The organism is Psychrobacter sp. CX14 (assembly GCF_057396205.2).
On record NZ_CM183187.1, the window covers coordinates 1,137,994 to 1,156,088 of the forward strand.

At 42.8% G+C, this 18,095-nt stretch carries 11 protein-coding genes, 2 tRNA genes and 3 rRNA genes; 11 read left to right on the forward strand and 5 right to left on the reverse strand.

The window, feature by feature from the left end; all coding sequences use genetic code 11:
• Positions 1–153: 153 nt before the first annotated feature.
• The 8 genes from pssA to AC2SLO_RS04840 all read left to right on the forward strand — a co-directional run bounded on the left by pssA (position 154) and on the right by AC2SLO_RS04840 (position 8,532).
• Complete coding sequence (pssA, locus tag AC2SLO_RS04805; protein ID WP_486543876.1) at positions 154–1,068, forward strand: CDP-diacylglycerol--serine O-phosphatidyltransferase; 915 nt, start codon at positions 154–156, stop codon at positions 1,066–1,068.
• A 49-nt stretch (positions 1,069–1,117) separates the two neighbouring features.
• Positions 1,118–2,086, forward strand: coding sequence for a 1,4-dihydroxy-2-naphthoate octaprenyltransferase (menA, locus tag AC2SLO_RS04810; RefSeq protein ID WP_486543877.1), 969 nt, complete (start codon positions 1,118–1,120; stop codon positions 2,084–2,086).
• Between the two features lie 565 nt (positions 2,087–2,651).
• A 16S ribosomal RNA gene (locus tag AC2SLO_RS04815) occupies positions 2,652–4,188 on the forward strand.
• 66 nt (positions 4,189–4,254) lie between these two features.
• Positions 4,255–4,331 (forward strand) — tRNA-Ile (locus AC2SLO_RS04820).
• 86 nt (positions 4,332–4,417) lie between these two features.
• A tRNA-Ala gene (locus AC2SLO_RS04825) sits at positions 4,418–4,493 on the forward strand.
• Between the two features lie 309 nt (positions 4,494–4,802).
• Positions 4,803–7,655 (forward strand): 23S ribosomal RNA (locus tag AC2SLO_RS04830).
• 150 nt (positions 7,656–7,805) lie between these two features.
• A 5S ribosomal RNA gene (rrf, locus tag AC2SLO_RS04835) occupies positions 7,806–7,919 on the forward strand.
• The 16S, 23S and 5S rRNA genes sit together here with 2 tRNA genes alongside, the layout of an rRNA operon.
• 202 nt (positions 7,920–8,121) lie before the next feature.
• Positions 8,122–8,532 (forward strand): OsmC family protein, encoded by a 411-nt coding sequence (locus tag AC2SLO_RS04840; protein WP_486542805.1) that lies wholly within the window; start codon positions 8,122–8,124, stop codon positions 8,530–8,532.
• Positions 8,533–8,738: 206 nt separating this feature from the next.
• Here AC2SLO_RS04840 and AC2SLO_RS04845 read toward each other — a convergent pair whose 3' ends face one another.
• The 4 genes from AC2SLO_RS04845 to AC2SLO_RS04860 form a co-directional block, all read right to left on the reverse strand.
• A complete protein-coding gene (locus tag AC2SLO_RS04845; RefSeq protein WP_486542803.1) occupies positions 8,739–10,496 on the reverse strand; it encodes a sugar phosphorylase in 1,758 nt (585 codons plus the stop codon).
• A gap of 5 nt (positions 10,497–10,501) precedes the next feature.
• Positions 10,502–11,725 (reverse strand): glycosyltransferase family protein, encoded by a 1,224-nt coding sequence (locus AC2SLO_RS04850; protein WP_486542801.1) that lies wholly within the window; start codon positions 11,723–11,725, stop codon positions 10,502–10,504.
• A 135-nt stretch (positions 11,726–11,860) separates the two neighbouring features.
• On the reverse strand, positions 11,861–12,670 hold the full coding sequence (locus tag AC2SLO_RS04855) for an HAD-IIB family hydrolase (RefSeq protein WP_486542799.1): 810 nt from the start codon (positions 12,668–12,670) through the stop codon (positions 11,861–11,863).
• A gap of 20 nt (positions 12,671–12,690) precedes the next feature.
• Complete coding sequence (locus tag AC2SLO_RS04860) at positions 12,691–13,590, reverse strand: hypothetical protein (RefSeq protein WP_486542797.1); 900 nt, start codon at positions 13,588–13,590, stop codon at positions 12,691–12,693.
• Between the two features lie 238 nt (positions 13,591–13,828).
• Here AC2SLO_RS04860 and AC2SLO_RS04865 point away from each other — a divergent pair, with 238 nt between their 5' ends.
• From AC2SLO_RS04865 to AC2SLO_RS04875, 3 genes are all read left to right on the forward strand, one after another.
• Positions 13,829–14,716, forward strand: coding sequence for a hypothetical protein (locus AC2SLO_RS04865; protein WP_486542795.1), 888 nt, complete (start codon positions 13,829–13,831; stop codon positions 14,714–14,716).
• A 265-nt stretch (positions 14,717–14,981) separates the two neighbouring features.
• Complete coding sequence (locus AC2SLO_RS04870) at positions 14,982–15,446, forward strand: flavodoxin family protein (protein ID WP_486542793.1); 465 nt, start codon at positions 14,982–14,984, stop codon at positions 15,444–15,446.
• Positions 15,447–15,479: 33 nt separating this feature from the next.
• The gene (locus AC2SLO_RS04875) at positions 15,480–16,136 is read left to right on the forward strand and encodes a DUF938 domain-containing protein (RefSeq protein WP_486542791.1); all 657 of its coding nucleotides are present in this window, start codon (positions 15,480–15,482) and stop codon (positions 16,134–16,136) included.
• A gap of 305 nt (positions 16,137–16,441) precedes the next feature.
• Here AC2SLO_RS04875 and creD read toward each other — a convergent pair whose 3' ends face one another.
• Entirely contained in the window at positions 16,442–18,070 is a 1,629-nt protein-coding gene (gene creD, locus AC2SLO_RS04880; protein WP_486542789.1) for a cell envelope integrity protein CreD, read from the reverse strand.
• Positions 18,071–18,095 lie beyond the last annotated feature (25 nt).

Below are 18,095 nucleotides of genomic sequence, written 5' to 3' on the forward strand. Positions count from 1 at the left end.
CCTATACTCAGCTCACAGTGGGCCCAAGTATTTACTGCGTTAAATCTAATAACCCCAGTCTGAAAGTTGATCAGCTCATTGACATCTATCATCATAATAACGATTGCATATTAAGCAGTTAGGGAACAGAGTGCTAGAAATTAGGGATTTATTATGACCACACCACCAACACATTCAAACACACCAGATAATAGCAAATCCAATCATACCACTGCGTCTATAACACGTGAGTCGGGTACGGCCAATGTACCTATATCCCATCAAGACAGTGATTACAATCGCCGCATTGCTGAAAGTGGTGATTATGATGGTTTGACCTTTGATATTATTGAAGAAGAAGTAGCTGACGGTAAGCCAGTGGTTAGCCGCGGTGTGTATCTAGCACCTAACCTGATTACCACGCTATCTTTGTTGTCTGGCTTCTTTTCTATTTTATCGAGTACCCAAGGTGAGTTTTATAAAGCGTCATTGGCCATCTTCTTATCCGGTATTTTGGATGGGGCAGATGGGCGAGTAGCGCGTATGCTAAATGCGCAAAGCCCGTTCGGTGAGCAATATGACTCTTTAGCCGATATGCTTGCTTTTGGGGTGGCACCAGCAATTCTTATTTATAGCTTTGCGCTGCAGCCTCTAGGTCGTATCGGTGTGGCATGTGCCTTTGTGTTTACTGCCTGTGCCGCATTTCGTTTGGCACGCTTTAATGTGCAAATCGGTGAAGTTGATAAGAAATTCTTTATTGGTTTGGCCAGTCCGTTAGCGGCTATTTTGGTAACCAGTGCAGTAATGGTCGCGATTGATCACAATCACTGGGTCGGTCAATATGACACGCAAGTGATGATAATCGCTGCTGTGTGGGTCGTAATGTGCGGCTTATTAATGGTCAGTAACCTTAAATACTATAGCTTTAAAGAATTTGATAAAAAGAAAGTGCCTTTTGTGGCATTGATTATCGCTGTATTGGTGATGGGTATTGTTTTGTATGATATTCCCGTTGGTATTTTAGCCATCGGTGTCCTTTATGCGTTATCTGGCATTGTGTCTACTTTAAAAGCCAAAGTTAAAGGTTAAATTAATAGCTGTCAGTCCTCTATTATTTATTGTGAGCGATGGTTTAACAATGTCTACTGTCTCTACGTTTATTCAAGCCGCTCGTCCTCGCACCTTTCCTTTAGCCCTAGCCAGTATCCTTTGTGGTACTGGCTTAGCTTTTTCTGAGATAGTCTCTTCTAATCAATCGCTTACCAGTCACAATTGGCTGGTCTTTGCATTAACACTTTGGGTCGCACTGGCTCTGCAAATATTATCCAATCTTGCTAATGACTATGGCGATGGTGTTAAAGGCACTGATGCCAATCGGGATGATAATAGTCCACAGCGAGTGATGGCCAGTGGTCAGATTAGCGCAAAACACTTAAAGCGAGTAATAGTAGGTTGGGCATTATTAACCTTTTGCTCAGGTGTTATATTAATTGCCATTGGCTTTGATAGCCTGCGCGACTTTCTGCTATTTCTAGGGTTTGGTGTTCTCGCTATTATCGCTGCGATGGCATACACCATGGGCAAACGTCCTTATGGATACCGCGCAATGGGGGAGGTGGCTGTACTGATATTCTTCGGTTGGCTCGGAGTAATCGGTAGCGCTTATCTGCAAACCCACCAATTTAATATCGCTCATCTGATTGTTGCTACTGGCTGTGGCGGCTTAGCGGCCTGCGTGTTATTCGTAAATAATATGCGAGATATCTATAGTGACAAACAAGCAGGCAAAATAACATTGGCGGTTTTGTTAGGTGACAGCCGTATGCAATCGGCTTATGGTTTACTGTTTATGGCTTCTTACATGTGCTATCTAACGTATGCGATTAACTTTAATTGGTATACATTGTCTGTATTAATTGTTTACCCCTTAGCAATAAAGCATAGTAATGCTATACATCTTACTCTACTAAGAAATTTATCAGATGAAGATCAAGTAACACGTGTGGATACAGTATCAATAGGTAAACAGCTTAAAAATATCGTCATGATAACGCTCATAACTAATCTATTGTTTGTCGCTGGCATAGCGGTAAGCCACTGGGTGTAGGTATTAAATAGTAGCAGTAACTTAATACAATACCTGTCTAACAAACGGTTCAAAAAAATTGCTACTGATTAAAATAATGAAAATTTTTTTCGTTAAGGGTTGACACTAGAATTAAACCCTCTATAATACGCCCTCACTAAGACGGACAACAGCGAATTAATCGAGAGATTAGAAGCGAGTTCACTTAGAAAGAATTAAAATTAAGTGTTGACAAAGATATCGAAATCTATATAATTGTCAGCCTGCTAAGCAACAACGTTATTACTAATTAATAATAACTGAGTGTAGCAAAAGATTTAACTTAGGCTTGGACGACAAGCTAAGAAACTATTTAAAAGCTAAAATCAAAGAACAACTTGTGTGGATTTTTGCTGATTTAGGATGCTAAAAATTAAAGTTGGGGCTATCTCTTATCGGGGTAGTGACTAACTATAAAAATTATCATTCTTTAATTAGTAAAGAAACTCGAAGTTAATTCATTATATGAAACATACGGAAAGCAAATTTGCTAGTAATAGGATGAGCCAAGTTTAGAAGTCTCTTTAAAGGACTTCATAGCAAGATTAAACTGAAGAGTTTGATCATGGCTCAGATTGAACGCTGGCGGCAGGCTTAACACATGCAAGTCGAGCGGAAACGATGGTAGCTTGCTATCAGGCGTCGAGCGGCGGACGGGTGAGTAATACTTAGGAATCTGCCCAGTAGTGGGGGATAGCACGGGGAAACTCGTATTAATACCGCATACACCCTACGGGGAAAAGGGGGCGCTTGCGCTCTCGCTATTGGATGAGCCTAAGTCGGATTAGCTAGTTGGTGGGGTAAAGGCCTACCAAGGCGACGATCTGTAGCTGGTCTGAGAGGATGATCAGCCACACCGGAACTGAGACACGGTCCGGACTCCTACGGGAGGCAGCAGTGGGGAATATTGGACAATGGGGGCAACCCTGATCCAGCCATGCCGCGTGTGTGAAGAAGGCCTTTTGGTTGTAAAGCACTTTAAGCAGTGAAGAAGACCTTATGGTTAATACCCATAAGCGATGACATTAGCTGCAGAATAAGCACCGGCTAACTCTGTGCCAGCAGCCGCGGTAATACAGAGGGTGCAAGCGTTAATCGGAATTACTGGGCGTAAAGCGAGCGTAGGTGGCTTATTAAGTCAGATGTGAAATCCCCGGGCTTAACCTGGGAACTGCATCTGATACTGGTGAGCTAGAGTAGGTGAGAGGGAGGTAGAATTTCAGGTGTAGCGGTGAAATGCGTAGAGATCTGAAGGAATACCGATGGCGAAGGCAGCCTCCTGGCATCATACTGACACTGAGGTTCGAAAGCGTGGGTAGCAAACAGGATTAGATACCCTGGTAGTCCACGCCGTAAACGATGTCTACTAGTCGTTGGGGGACTTGATCCCTTAGTGACGCAGCTAACGCAATAAGTAGACCGCCTGGGGAGTACGGCCGCAAGGTTAAAACTCAAATGAATTGACGGGGGCCCGCACAAGCGGTGGAGCATGTGGTTTAATTCGATGCAACGCGAAGAACCTTACCTGGTCTTGACATATCTAGAATCCTGCAGAGATGCGGGAGTGCCTTCGGGAATTAGAATACAGGTGCTGCATGGCTGTCGTCAGCTCGTGTCGTGAGATGTTGGGTTAAGTCCCGCAACGAGCGCAACCCTTTTCCTTAGTTACCAGCGGTTCGGCCGGGGACTCTAAGGATACTGCCAGTGACAAACTGGAGGAAGGCGGGGACGACGTCAAGTCATCATGGCCCTTACGACCAGGGCTACACACGTGCTACAATGGTAGGTACAGAGGGCTGCTACACAGCGATGTGATGCGAATCTCAAAAAGCCTATCGTAGTCCAGATTGGAGTCTGCAACTCGACTCCATGAAGTCGGAATCGCTAGTAATCGCGGATCAGAATGCCGCGGTGAATACGTTCCCGGGCCTTGTACACACCGCCCGTCACACCATGGGAGTTGATTGCACCAGAAGTGGGTAGCCTAACCTTTTAGGATGGCGCTCACCACGGTGTGGTTGATGACTGGGGTGAAGTCGTAACAAGGTAGCCGTAGGGGAACCTGCGGCTGGATCACCTCCTTATTGACGCATCCGGTCAGCAAGAATTCACAACAAGTTGTTCTTTGGTTTTAGTAAGCTTTAAGCTCAGGGTCTGTAGCTCAGCTGGTTAGAGCACCGTGTTGATAACGCGGGGGTCATAAGTTCAAGTCTTATCAGACCCACCACTTATCATACGGAAAGCACTAGAAAATCACAGATTTTCTCTTGCGAAGCTAAAATGTGCTCCCAGCACATTTCTTCACGCTTCTCAGGGGCCATAGCTCAGCTGGTAGAGCGCCTGCCTTGCACGCAGGAGGTCAGGAGTTCGACTCTCCTTGGCTCCACCATTTGGTGATACAGATTAAGAGTAATAGATAAACCAGAATTAAGTGATTACTGATTACTTACTTCTGTTTTATACAGAAAGCATATGACGACTGGATGACAGCGTTATTATTATTTAAAAACATAGATATGAGTTGTAATACGGTTGATACCTAATCTTTCACGTTTAGGTGTCAACCAGTAACCAACCTCTTTAACGACATCAGTTGTTATCCCAAGAGGTTGGTTACAAAGTAAAGAGAACTGAATCAAGCGTAAATTATCAAGGTGATATCGTTATAATTGCTGACAAAGACCCTTTGGGGTTGTATGGTCAAGTAATTAAGCGCACATGGTGGATGCCTTGGCAGTCAGAGGCGATGAAAGACGTGACAGCCTGCGATAAGCTTCGGGGAGGTGGCAATAACCTGCGATCCGGAGATTTCTGAATGGGGAAACCCACCTAACGTAAGTTAGGTATCCTAATTTATTAGGAAGCGAACGAGGGGAAGTGAAACATCTCAGTACCCTTAGGAAAAGACATCAATAGAGATTCCCCTAGTAGCGGCGAGCGAACGGGGAGGAGCCGACTTAATTTTATGTAGAAGAACAGTGTGGGAAAACTGGCCATAGTGGGTGATAGCCCCGTATTCGAAACATAAATGCAAGCATATTAAGTAGTGCGGGACACGAGAAATCCTGTATGAAGATGGGGGGACCATCCTCCAAGGCTAAATACTCCTGACTGACCGATAGTGAACCAGTACCGTGAGGGAAAGGCGAAAAGAACCCCTGTGAGGGGAGTGAAATAGAACCTGAAACCGTGTGCGTACAAGCAGTGGGAGCGGACTTGATCCGTGACCGCGTACCTTTTGTATAATGGGTCAGCGACTTATATTCTGTAGCAAGGTTAACCATTAGGGGAGCCGTAGGGAAACCGAGTCTTAATAGGGCGAATTAGTTGCAGGGTATAGACCCGAAACCGAGTGATCTATCCATGAGCAGGTTGAAAGTGCCGTAACAGGCACCGGAGGACCGAACCCACTATCGTTGAAAAGCTAGGGGATGACTTGTGGATAGGGGTGAAAGGCTAATCAAACTCGGTGATAGCTGGTTCTCCCCGAAAGCTATTTAGGTAGCGCCTCGGACGAACACCATTGGGGGTAGAGCACTGTTTCGGCTAGGGGGTCATACCGACTTACCAAACCGATGCAAACTCCGAATACCGATGAGTGATATCCGGGAGACACACGGTGGGTGCTAACGTCCATCGTGGAGAGGGAAACAACCCAGACCGCCAGCTAAGGCCCCAAATTCCTAGTTAAGTGGGAAACGAAGTGGGAAGGCATAGACAGCTAGGAGGTTGGCTTAGAAGCAGCCATCCTTTAAAGAAAGCGTAATAGCTCACTAGTCGAGTCGGCCCGCGCGGAAGATGTAACGGGGCTCAAACTAGGAGCCGAAGCTGCGGATTTGAACATGTTTCAAGTGGTAGGGGAGCGTTGTGTAAGCCTGTGAAGGTGTGTCGTAAGGCATGCTGGAGGTATCACAAGAGCGAATGCTGACGTGAGTAACGATAATGGGTGTGAAAAGCATCCACGCCGGAAGATCAAGGGTTCCAGTCCAACGTTAATCGGGGCTGGGTGAGTCGACCCCTAAGGCGAGGCCGAAAGGCGTAGTCGATGGGAAATCAGTTAATATTCTGATACTTGTTTATGATGTGATGGAGGGACGGAGAAGGTTATGCCAGCTCAGCGATGGTTGTCTGAGTGAAAGGATGTAGGTAGACGGCTTAGGTAAATCCGGGCTGTTAATACTGAGATCTGATAGCAAGCTGTACTTGTACAGCGAAGTGGCAAATACCATGCTTCCAGGAAAAGCTTCTAAACGATAGTCATAAACGAATCGTACCCTAAACCGACACAGGTGATCAGGTAGAGAATACCAAGGCGCTTGAGAGAACTCTGCTGAAGGAACTAGGCAAAATGGTACCGTAACTTCGGGAGAAGGTACGCTGTCGATGGTGAAGGACTTGCTCCGTAAGCTATTGACAGTCGCAGATACCAGGCTGCTGCAACTGTTTATTAAAAACACAGCACTCTGCAAACACGAAAGTGGACGTATAGGGTGTGATGCCTGCCCGGTGCTGGAAGGTTAATTGATGGGCTTAGCGTATGCGAAGGTCTTGATCGAAGCCCCAGTAAACGGCGGCCGTAACTATAACGGTCCTAAGGTAGCGAAATTCCTTGTCGGGTAAGTTCCGACCTGCACGAATGGCATAATGATGGCAGCGCTGTCTCCAGCAGAGACTCAGTGAAATCGAAATCGCAGTGAAGATGCTGTGTACCCGCGGCTAGACGGAAAGACCCCGTGAACCTTTACTACAGCTTTACATTGAACTTTGACCTGACTTGTGCAGGATAGGTGGGAGGCTTTGAAGCAGATACGCCAGTATTTGTGGAGCCAACCTTGAAATACCACCCTGGTCATGTTGGGGTTCTAACTCAGGTATAACAATACCGAGGACAATGTATGGTGGGTAGTTTGACTGGGGCGGTCTCCTCCTAAAGAGTAACGGAGGAGTACGAAGGTGCGCTCAGAACGGTCGGAAATCGTTCATAGAGTATAAAGGCAAAAGCGCGCTTAACTGCGAGACCCACAAGTCGAGCAGGTACGAAAGTAGGTCTTAGTGATCCGGTGGTTCTGTATGGAAGGGCCATCGCTCAACGGATAAAAGGTACTCTGGGGATAACAGGCTGATACCGCCCAAGAGTTCATATCGACGGCGGTGTTTGGCACCTCGATGTCGGCTCATCTCATCCTAGGGCTGAAGCAGGTCCTAAGGGTATGGCTGTTCGCCATTTAAAGAGGTACGCGAGCTGGGTTTAGAACGTCGTGAGACAGTTCGGTCCCTATCTACCGTGGGCGTTGGAAATTTGAGAGGATCTGCTCCTAGTACGAGAGGACCAGAGTGGACGAACCGCTGGTGTTCGGGTTGTCATGCCAATGGCATTGCCCGGTAGCTACGTTCGGATTGGATAACCGCTGAAAGCATCTAAGCGGGAAGCCAACCTCAAGATTAGATTTCCCTTAAGAGCCGTTGAAGACTACAACGTTGATAGGCAGGGTGTGGAAGCGCAGTGATGCGTGTAGCTAACCTGTACTAATTGCTCGTTTGGCTTGACCATACAACACCCAAGTGGTTTTGTAGCTCTGATAAAACAGAGACAGCCAATTATTTCGATATCATCCTGATAATACATTGATTCAGGTTCTTGATATACTAGTCAACACAAAGTTAAGCTAACACTTAACCAACTCATATCTATACCCCCTTTGCTGACGACAATAGCACGATGGAACCACCTGATCCCTTCTCGAACTCAGAAGTGAAACATCGTAGCGCCAATGGTAGTGTGGTTCGCCCATGTGAGAGTAGGTCATCGTCAGCTCCCTATACCTAAAAGCCCCCGCAACTTACGTTGTGGGGGCTTTTTCTTTGAGAGGGCTTTTATCTTAAGGGCAGTTCTCACTATTAGTTAAGTTTTTAAGTTTAATTCAAACGTGTAGCTTATTTTATCATTATGTCCAAATAAGCTAGTATGATGGCTATAAACTTCTAACTTCCACAAGCTTCAACTAGAGAGAGTTCATATGACTACTTCAACCGTTGTATACCAAGGTAATCTACGCACCCAAGCTTTACATATACAATCAAACAATGAAATTATCACCGATGCGCCAACGGATAATCATGGCAAAGGAGAAGCGTTTTCTCCAACTGATCTGTTAGCGACCAGTTTAGCCAGTTGTATGTTGACTATAATTGGGATTAAGGCCACTGGTATGGACGTGGATGTTATCGGTACTAAAGCTGAAGTGACCAAGATAATGGCGGCTGACCCTCGCCGTGTGAGTGAGGTGAAAGTCACCATTGAGTTTAAACAGCATTTTGATGAGCGTACTCGTAAGGTGCTAGAAGCGGCAGCTTTGACTTGTCCAGTAGCAAAGAGCTTACACCCTGATATCCATCAAGATATCACGTTTAGTTATCCGAATAATTAATGCAATGGGCAGTAGAACTTGACGTACTAACAGGCTATAATAGTGTCATTTATTCAGACGATTAAGCTATAATGCTTTAAACCTATAATCAATAACCTAATGAATGGGCATAAGCAACTTATAAGGGTGGCAAGCCTACAAACCAGAATGCTTGATGCGTAATTCCTTTAAAGTATGCTGAGTGAGTTAATAGGTTTCAAATTAGGTTATAAATGACTTATCCATACAGTTTGATAAGGTTGTAGAGTTAAAAAGTCATTCGATAACTCGATTTTCTTATTTTTGATAAGATCTACCCAAACTTCCGTATCAAGCAAATTTATATCTGATACCAGTAGGGTTTGGTCTTGATCACTAATATTACTAATACAGAAGATGCTTTGCTTACCTTGCAAGCATTGACGCCAATATCCAAATACTTGTTGTCCTAATTGTAAGGTATATTGCGACGCATTAGGATGAAATGCGGGCTGAGCTTTCCTTATTTTCAAAAGCCTAGTTAGCATGTTTATTACGATGTAATTGTTAGATTCTGGGTTCTCAAGTAAAGATCCTAACTCATCATAATCCCAGCAGTGACGATTGATAGAGCGATTGTGTCCCGTAAGCGCTACTTTATCGTAATCATTAGAAGTGGCTAGTAAACTATGAATATATATGCCAGGTATGCCCTCCATACCTAGCATAATGGTTTGAGCACATATAAACCGCTCGATCTGATAGTTATCAGGGCCCTTAAAAGTACCTTGTAGCGCATCAAACAGAGTAATGTTTATCTCATAAGGTTTCTGATTCCCATTTTCTAAAGTGCGGCATGAAACCTCCCCGCCAAACTCTTTCATCTTATTGACAAGCTTATTAATCTCTTCATCATCTAGTAAGCCTTCGGCAGGGCGCAGCCCGATACCATCATGAGAGGCGATAAAATTAAAATAAAACGTACCATTTTGAGTGGGGGGCATGCTGAGCAGCCAACTGTTCAAATAGGTGCAGTCTCCTGAGGCTAGTGTATATAGTAATAAGGGCGGTAATGAGAAATTATAGATGCCATGCGCTTCGTTGGCATTACCAAAATAGGTCAGGTTCTCATGGTTCGGTATGTTGGTTTCCGTAATGATAATAATAGACGGATCGATATGTTCAATTAAAGTCCGAATTAAACGAACCACTTCATGGGTTTGTGGTAAGTTAATACATTTCGTTCCTATCACTTTCCATAAAAATGCGACGGCATCGATTCGAAATAATTTAGCTTCTTTATCAATATAAAATCGAATGATCTCAATAAACTTAAGCAGAACTTTTGGGTTTATAAAATCAAAGTCTACTTGATCGTGGCTGAATGTACACCATACATACTTAGTCCCCTTTGCTGTTTGAGTTTTCCGTAGCAAAGGTGACACTCTGGGACGCGTCACTTCAGATAAGTCATCCCCTGGTTTTGCTGTAAAGAAAAAGTCAGAGCCATCTCCTTTACCCGCGATAAAGTTCTGAAACCAATGGCTCTGCACTGAGCAGTGGTTAATGACCAAGTCGACCATTAGTCCATAATCCTTGCCCAAGCAAACGATATCATCCCAAGTTCCTAATTCAGGGTTAACAGCTGTATAGTCTATAACCGAAAAGCCATCGTCAGAGCTATAAGGATAAAAGGGAAGGATATGAACAGTGTTTATAGTGTCGCCAAAGTAACCGTCTAAAAGCTTATTTAAAGTAATTAAAGGCTTTTCACCTTTCTTAACCACACTATTGCCATAGGTAATCATAACAATATCGCTTTGATCCCAGTAGTTGTGATGAGATTGCGGAGAGACGATATCAGCTTCTGACTCGATGCCGATGGTTGCAAGCAAGTCAGTGGCTAAAGCCGAATAATTTATATCGCTATTATCGTCACTATTAACATCTGTATAGATATTTTCTAAATGGTGAATGACCTTGTCATAGAGCGTTTGCCATACCATATTACTTACTCCATAAACTCTTTTGTATCGGCTTCGACGGCAGCCAGTAAACGCTGTTGAATATCAGGTATGGCGCTGGTCACTCGGTTCCAACTAGGAATAAATGGAGTTTCCATAGGGTTATCTAGGAAACTTTCACCGGCTTTCATAATATTGCTAGCGAACATCTCCACAGCCTTTTCTTCTACGTGAATATCCAAAGTCAGGCCATTCATAACCGCATCATTATGATAAGTCTCAATAAAATCTAAGGCAATCCGGTAGTAAGTGGCTTTGATAGATCGGAAGGTTTCGGTGCTAAATATGTGACCTTGTGTCGCCAATTTCCTAAATAGTGCTTTGGTGATATCGATCGACATTTTAGATAAGCCACCTTGGTCATTATGTAGCGATAAATCCTGGTGCTTATGGTCGTAATTGTCACAAATATCTACCTGACATAGGCGGTTACGGGAGTAGTTACGATGCATTTCAGATAGAACACCAATCTCCAAACCCCAGTCACTAGGAATGCGAATATCGTTTAACACATCCCGTCTAAACGAAAATTCCCCCGCCAAAGGATAACGGAAACTGTCCATAAATTCTAAGTAGTCATTGTCTCCCAAAATTCGCTTTAAAGCACGAATGAGGGGCGTAACCAATAGACGAGATACTCGGCCATTTATTTTGCCATTAGCGACACGGGCGTAGTATCCTTTGGAGAATTCATAGTTAAACATAGGGTTAGCGACGGGATAAATCAGCTTGGCGAGCAAATCTTTTTCATAGGTAGTAATATCACAATCGTGTAGGGCAATAGACTCCGAGCGTTCTGATGCTAAGATGTAACCCATGCAATACCACACGTTACGACCTTTACCTAACTCTTTAGGGGCGAGACCTTTCGCCTCAAGCTCTTGATCAAGCGCTTTTAATCGCGGGCCATCATTCCATAACACTCGGTGATGTTGTGGCAGTTTGCTAAAAAACGTCAAAGCGTGGCGATACTGATCTTCAGTCGCTCTATCTAAACCTATAACGATTTCAGATAAATAAGGTACAGTTTCAAGCTCACTCACGATATGAGGCAGTGCTTCGCCTTCAAGCTCCGAAAATAAAGAGGGCAGTATAAGCCCCATAGGACGTTTTTTAGAGAATTGTACCAGTTCAGCTTCAATCTCATCGCTGGGACGGCGCGTTAAGTTATGTAAGGTTGTTACTACACCATTTTGGAAAAAGTCGGCCATTAGTATTCCTAATTATAATAGTTATTGTTAAAGTGCTCAGTGCTCAGTTTTAAAGTAATTAACGTTATAGCGATTAACATTAAAGCGGTTAACGTTAAAGCGGTTAACGTTAAAGTCAGTAGGGTACGGTAGTATTTAGAGTTCTAATAGTTTAGTCAGCATCTCGCTCCAGCCCTCAGGGCCCATAAGCGTACTGGTATAGACCGCTTCATTTTGCACGGCTGAAGGTGGATTAGCGGGCGATAAAATTCTTACTGACACATCAGCGGCCTCTAGCATCGCAATATCATTTTTACCATCCCCAAGGGCGATCGTTTTTACTTCGGTTTTATATTGATTCTGATATTCATTGGCAAGCCACTGTAGCGCTTGTCCCTTATCGCAGTTGCCTGACACATGGATAAAGCGGCCACCCTCTAAGGGAGTTGTGCCTTTTTCTTTTAAGGACTCAATAAACCTCGCTTTATCGTCCTCGCTCCCTAACCATAAAACAGGCTCACCAAACTGACGTCTAGCAGCCAATGAGGCAGATTGCTCATCTAGCCCTGTGCAATCTTGGATGTCTGAGACACTCATTTTGGAAAACTGTTGGTATTGTCCCGCATAGTCATCGCCTATTTGTGCGAGTAGGTCAATCCAGTGGTCTTTTTTAGCACTAAAGGTTTTGCACCAATAGCCATTTATTTCAACCGTGTCGATGGGCTTATGCTTTAAAAAGCTAGGGGGTATAAATACAGCAGCACCATTTTCAATAATAAAAGGACCATCAAGACCAATTTGCTCACGAAGGGGTTGCATCTCAGCATAGGTTTTACTGGTGGTTGGTATGACAGGAATGTCTTTCGATTTTAGTTTATTAAGAGTGGGTTTAGCCGCTGCAAAAGAATAGGTATGATGATCAAGCAGTGTGGCGTCCATGTCAGTGAAAATCAGTGATTTAGTCATATTTTTTAATCAATCTTAGGTTATTTGGCCACTTTTTGATAAGCAATGGTTCGTGTTTCATCGAGAAAAAATACCGTGTCGGTTACATTAGGAAGGGTTTCTAAAGCGTGCTCTGTCAGTCTTTGATAATGCTGTATAAAGGTCGCTATCTGACTCTCGGTCATAATGGCGTGTTGAAGCTTGTCGTTATGTGAAGCCGCCGCTGCTTTTGCTAACTTCTGCTCTTGCTCCAAGCGCCAATTAAACACGCAATCGAACGACGGTGCTTTTAGCAATACGCTATAGTCAATCGTATCAAATAGAGTTTGGTACTCACCGGCAAGCCTTGTATTGACAAATGAACGCCAAATAGCTTGTGGGTCATGCGATCTTTCTAAGGCATTGATAGGGTGCTGTAATGCTGCCTCTAGCTGAGGCTTCAATCCAACACACCAGCCCTCTAAAATAATAAAGTCAGGTGAATAATCAATGGTTTGCCATTGATCTATAGGGTAGGGGTTATCGGTCGTTTTGTCAAAGCGGGGTAACCGTGTGGGAGTTCCATTTTGTAATTGACGAATGGTTTTGAGGGCCAACTCAATATCATGGGTTCCGGGGACACCACGCGTCTTCAATAAGGGATGTATCGTGTTCGCCAAAGCCAATCTAGCTGTCTGGTCTAGATAGAAGTCATCTATCGATAGCGAGACGACGGTCTTACCCTGTACTGATGTTAAATAGGTGTCGATAAAGCTGCTTAAGGTCGTTTTACCAGAACCTTGGCACCCTGTAATGCCAATGATAAATGGTTTAGATGAATTACGTTGATGCTGTAATATTCGTTCACATAAGGGTTCGAACCATTGTTGTGCTATAGCTTCATAACTATCTGGTAGTTGATGGGTCGATAAAAAGTGCTGCGTATCTATTTTTTTATTCATGATTTATCCTAGTTAAGGTTTTAAGAGTAATCTTTGAGGTTATAGGGCTACATTATTCGTGCTATCACTTCATTAAACCCCATGTGTTAGGATTAATTATATTTATCACATAAATTAAGAGTAGGTTTATGTGTAAGATACAAGAATAGAATAAAAGAGTTAACCAAACTTTTAATTTTATAAATAAAGTATTTTTTCTATTATGGTCAGAATATATTTAAATTATTGAGTAGCAAGTATGGAATTTGGATTCTTAATAGATGATAAAAGTTTTAAATTTGATGAATTTGAAATAGCTCCTAAAAACGACTTTCCCTCTATTTTGCAAAATTTCTATAATCATGCAGAAGTTAGTAAAGGGTGGTTTTATGGTCCAAAAACATCTTTACCAAAATCTTCAAAAGAAAAAAAGTTTTTTGGATCAAACGCTCCCGTTATTTATTCCTCATTCTTCGAAATGAGTCCTACGCATATAATAACTTCATCAACTAAATGTACAGAAGAACATATTAGATTTCTAATTTTAGGTTATGGGTTCTTACAAGGTTTATATCTAGTACCAAAAGGTTGGAGTCATTTAAGTCGAACCGCATATGAACCAGGCTTGTTAAATGGATTATATTTGACTAATAATGATTATATTAAAGGAATGGAGCAAGTAAATAGGTTTTATATTGACTCAAGTGTAAATGAAAGAAAAAACATGTTTGCTTGTATACATTGGTTTTTATTAGGACAAAGCTACGAGTATGCTTGGGATAAGTTTGATGCACAATATAAAGTCTTAGACGGTATATATCACTTAGCAAAATCAAAGAATACGAATAAAAACCCTTCGCATGCTCAAAGACCTAAGTATTTAGCCGATAAATATGGTATAGATTTACCTATATGGGCTGAATTAGACTCTAAAGGAAAAAGTAAACTTAGTACCCTGCGCAATGATTTAGCTCATGAAGCTATATATGCCGGTCAACCAATAGGTTTCAGTTATCCAGAAGAAAATTATAACCTCGAATTTTCTGCTTTTAATGCTAAGCTTATTTCTGCTTGTTTAGGCTTAAAAACACCATACTTACAAAAACCAGTTAATAATAGAATGTATTCATTATGGAATATACAATAATAAAGGAAACAACTAGAGATTATTATTAGATTCATTTTTCAACACTTTAGTCATCTCAATGCTCAAACTAGAATACTTAAAACATCACGTTCCTAATGATCTTATTTGCATAAGGGTCATAGTTGATCGCTTTCGCAGTCTTCTTTTAGCTTAGAAGTTTATTTAGCGCAATTGATCCTTCAAAGTTTATAAGAACATAAGTTAAAACGAAAGACATTAAACCCCTTTAATAAAATCCCGCTCTCTCACCGAATCGACAACAAAAATGCCCAAAAAAATCCTACTCATCATAGCCCACGCACCGTCACCAAATACCCAAAAGTTGGCACAAGTCGCTTTTGAGGGTGCTAATCATCCTGACATAGATATCAATGTCATTCTTAAATCTCCTCAAGACACGCAACCTGAAGATGTGCTGGCTGCTGATGCCATTTTGATAGGCACGACTGAAAACTTAGCCTATATGGCAGGACTTACCAAAGACTTCTTTGATCGTTGTTATTATGCTGTATTAGATAAAAAGCAAGGGCTACCATTGGCGGTGTATATCCGTGCAGGACAAGATGGTACGGGCACAAAACGAGCTTTAAAGACGATAACCACAGGTCTTCGTTGGGAGTGGGTGCAAGATGCGCTAATATTAAAAGGCGATTGGCAGGAAGCATTTACGGATCAAGTATCAGAGCTTGCAATGACGCTGGCTGCTGGATTGGAAGCAGGTATCTATTAATTCAAAATTATAATTGGTCGGAGAAGTGGTGTAATGAGTCAAGCGAGTTTAGGAAACACAGATGTCAATAATTTGCATATGTCTAGACTGCCTTGTTCTCAGGCGTGTGAGAATAATAAAGACCCCATTTTAAAGGTGCTGCAAAACGAGCTGCAAGACTATTATCATGTGTTGGAGGTTGGGTCAGGTACTGGTCAACATAGTGTCTACTTCGCGCCAAGACTGCCATATCTGGACTGGCAGACCAGCGATGTCCGTCAGAACCATTCTGTGATTAAAGGCTGGCACGATCGTCATCCTGCACCGAACTTGCATGCGCCTTTAGCGTTTGATTTAACCACAGACTCAATACCACTAGCACTGTCTGGTAAACGGTATGATGCTGTGTTTACCGCCAATACATTACATATCATTGCTTGGGAATTGGTTGAGAGGCTGTTTGAGTTGGTGGGGGATGCGCTACCAGCAAACGGTAAGCTAATTATTTATGGGCCATTTAATGAAAATGGACATTTTACGAGTGACAGTAACCGACAGTTTGATAGACATTTGCGTCAGCGCGATTCAAAAAGTGGAATTCGTAATAAAGAGGATGTTATTAGCCTAGCATCAACCCATCAGTTAACCTTACATTCGCAGTATCAGATGCCTGCGAACAATCAAATATTGGTTTTTAAAAAAGTACGCTAATTTCCTAGTTATTGCCTAAGCTATTCCATCGAAGCGCTTCCTAGGTCTATGAGTCTATAGAAACTTAAATTCGGGATAAGAACTTTTGTAAGCCATTGTTTTTATTTGAGTTAGAAAATCCATCCCCAACCCTTCCTTTGGAAAAGGAAGGGAGCTAACCTTTCTAAAGATTGAATAATTGACACAACTGGGAATGATAGCGAAGTGTGAAAAGCGAGAATGGCTGCTTATCGCTACTTTTAATATCGCTACCTTAAATATCAGAACTTTAAATACGGCTACTTTTAGAGTTGTGATAATGTGCGTTATGCGACTTTGTACCAGTCGATTTTTCGAGTCATTATCATGACACTGGCGAGTAGGGCAAAGCAGAAGACGGCGCCGAGTAACAGGTTTAAATCTTCCATGGTCAATATGCCGTAAAATGAGGCGTAGAGTCCGCCCAATATAGCGGTAAACAGTACGGCGCGTTTGGCACTACCTAGCAAATAGTATGAATACCAGCCGATTAAACCGACGCAGGCACAGGCGGCAATGGCATATGCTAACCAAAATGTGATTTGTTCGGCAAGTGGTAATAATAATACGTAGAAGACCAATAAGGCGCTGCCTACGAGCAAGTATTGGATGGGATGGATGCGACTTGCTTTGATGATTTCAAATAAGAAGAAGGTTCCGAAAGATACCAGTATCAATAATAGCGCATACTTCATGGTGCGTTCTGTTTGTAGGTAAACATCGTTCGGTTCGGCAAAACTGACGCCAAAGCTGCTTAAACCAGAGCTATTGAAACCTAAGCCCTTATCTTCACCCACTTCTATAGCCGACCTGTCATCATAATAATCATTGTATTGTGAGGCGTCGGTGCTTAAAGACGTCGTGTCATTGAATGCACAAGAGCTGTTTGATTGGCTGAGACAGTTGTTCAGATACTGGTTATTTGCAATGGTTAGGTATTGGTTTTGCCAGTTTGCCTCAAAGCCTTGTTTGGAAAATGTTTTGGCATTGGGGAGTGCTTTGCCAATAAAATTGGGCGCATGCCAGTTGCTGGTCATGGCAAGCTCGAAGTTTTGTCCCGTTGGTACGGTGTTTAAGGTGCTGATACCAGATAAGGGCAGAGTGACTAAGGCGTTAAAAGAGACAGTAGAGTTGGCTTTGGAGTTATCTAAGTCAGCTGTGTTTGATTGAGAAGCCTGTTTTGTTGACTGGTTTGAAGCTGATGCTAATTGATTTGCTATAAAGCTGGGAAGGGGCGCTTCTACATAGCTCAGTTGCGATGAGTTGCCGAGAGTGTTTGACTCAGGGTAAGTGGCTTTAATGTGCTGTTTATTGATAGTAATGGTGGGAAGTGTATTGACACCACGTAGGTCTGATACCGGTATAATGATGCGGGCTTTGTCCCACTGAATCGTTTTACGATAGGTTTGATCAGCCGTTGAAGCATTGGCATTGGAAGCATTAGTACTAGAAGCGCTGGCATTAGTAGCGTTGACATTAGATGTAGCGACTGTCAGTTCGGCCTGCTGAGAGTCAGTTGAGGGTTTGATTTTAAATGTTTGGTCAAATAATAAGTCTCCATTGTAACTGGTAGCATGATAGATGCCGCGCTGGTAGGTATCGGTGCTGACATCAAGATCTTGGGTAGCCGTGGTTTGTGACGCGAAAAAAGTGTCTATCACGGTATAGGGTTTGGCACATTTGACGTTGAGATCCGTAGGTTGGGCTGAACAGCTTGGTGTGATGAGCGCTGGGACCGTGATAAACGGGGTGATGACTTGTTGTGGATTGACGTGCTGTTCAGCGATTTCTTTGATAACGGCTTCTGAATAGTGTTGCCGTTCAGAGATTAAAGCGCTGATCATATTAAGACCAATCCCAAATATCATGCACAGTCCTGCGATGATGGATAATTTGATAATGAGGGTTTTTTGCATAAGACGACCTTTATATTGTTTGTTT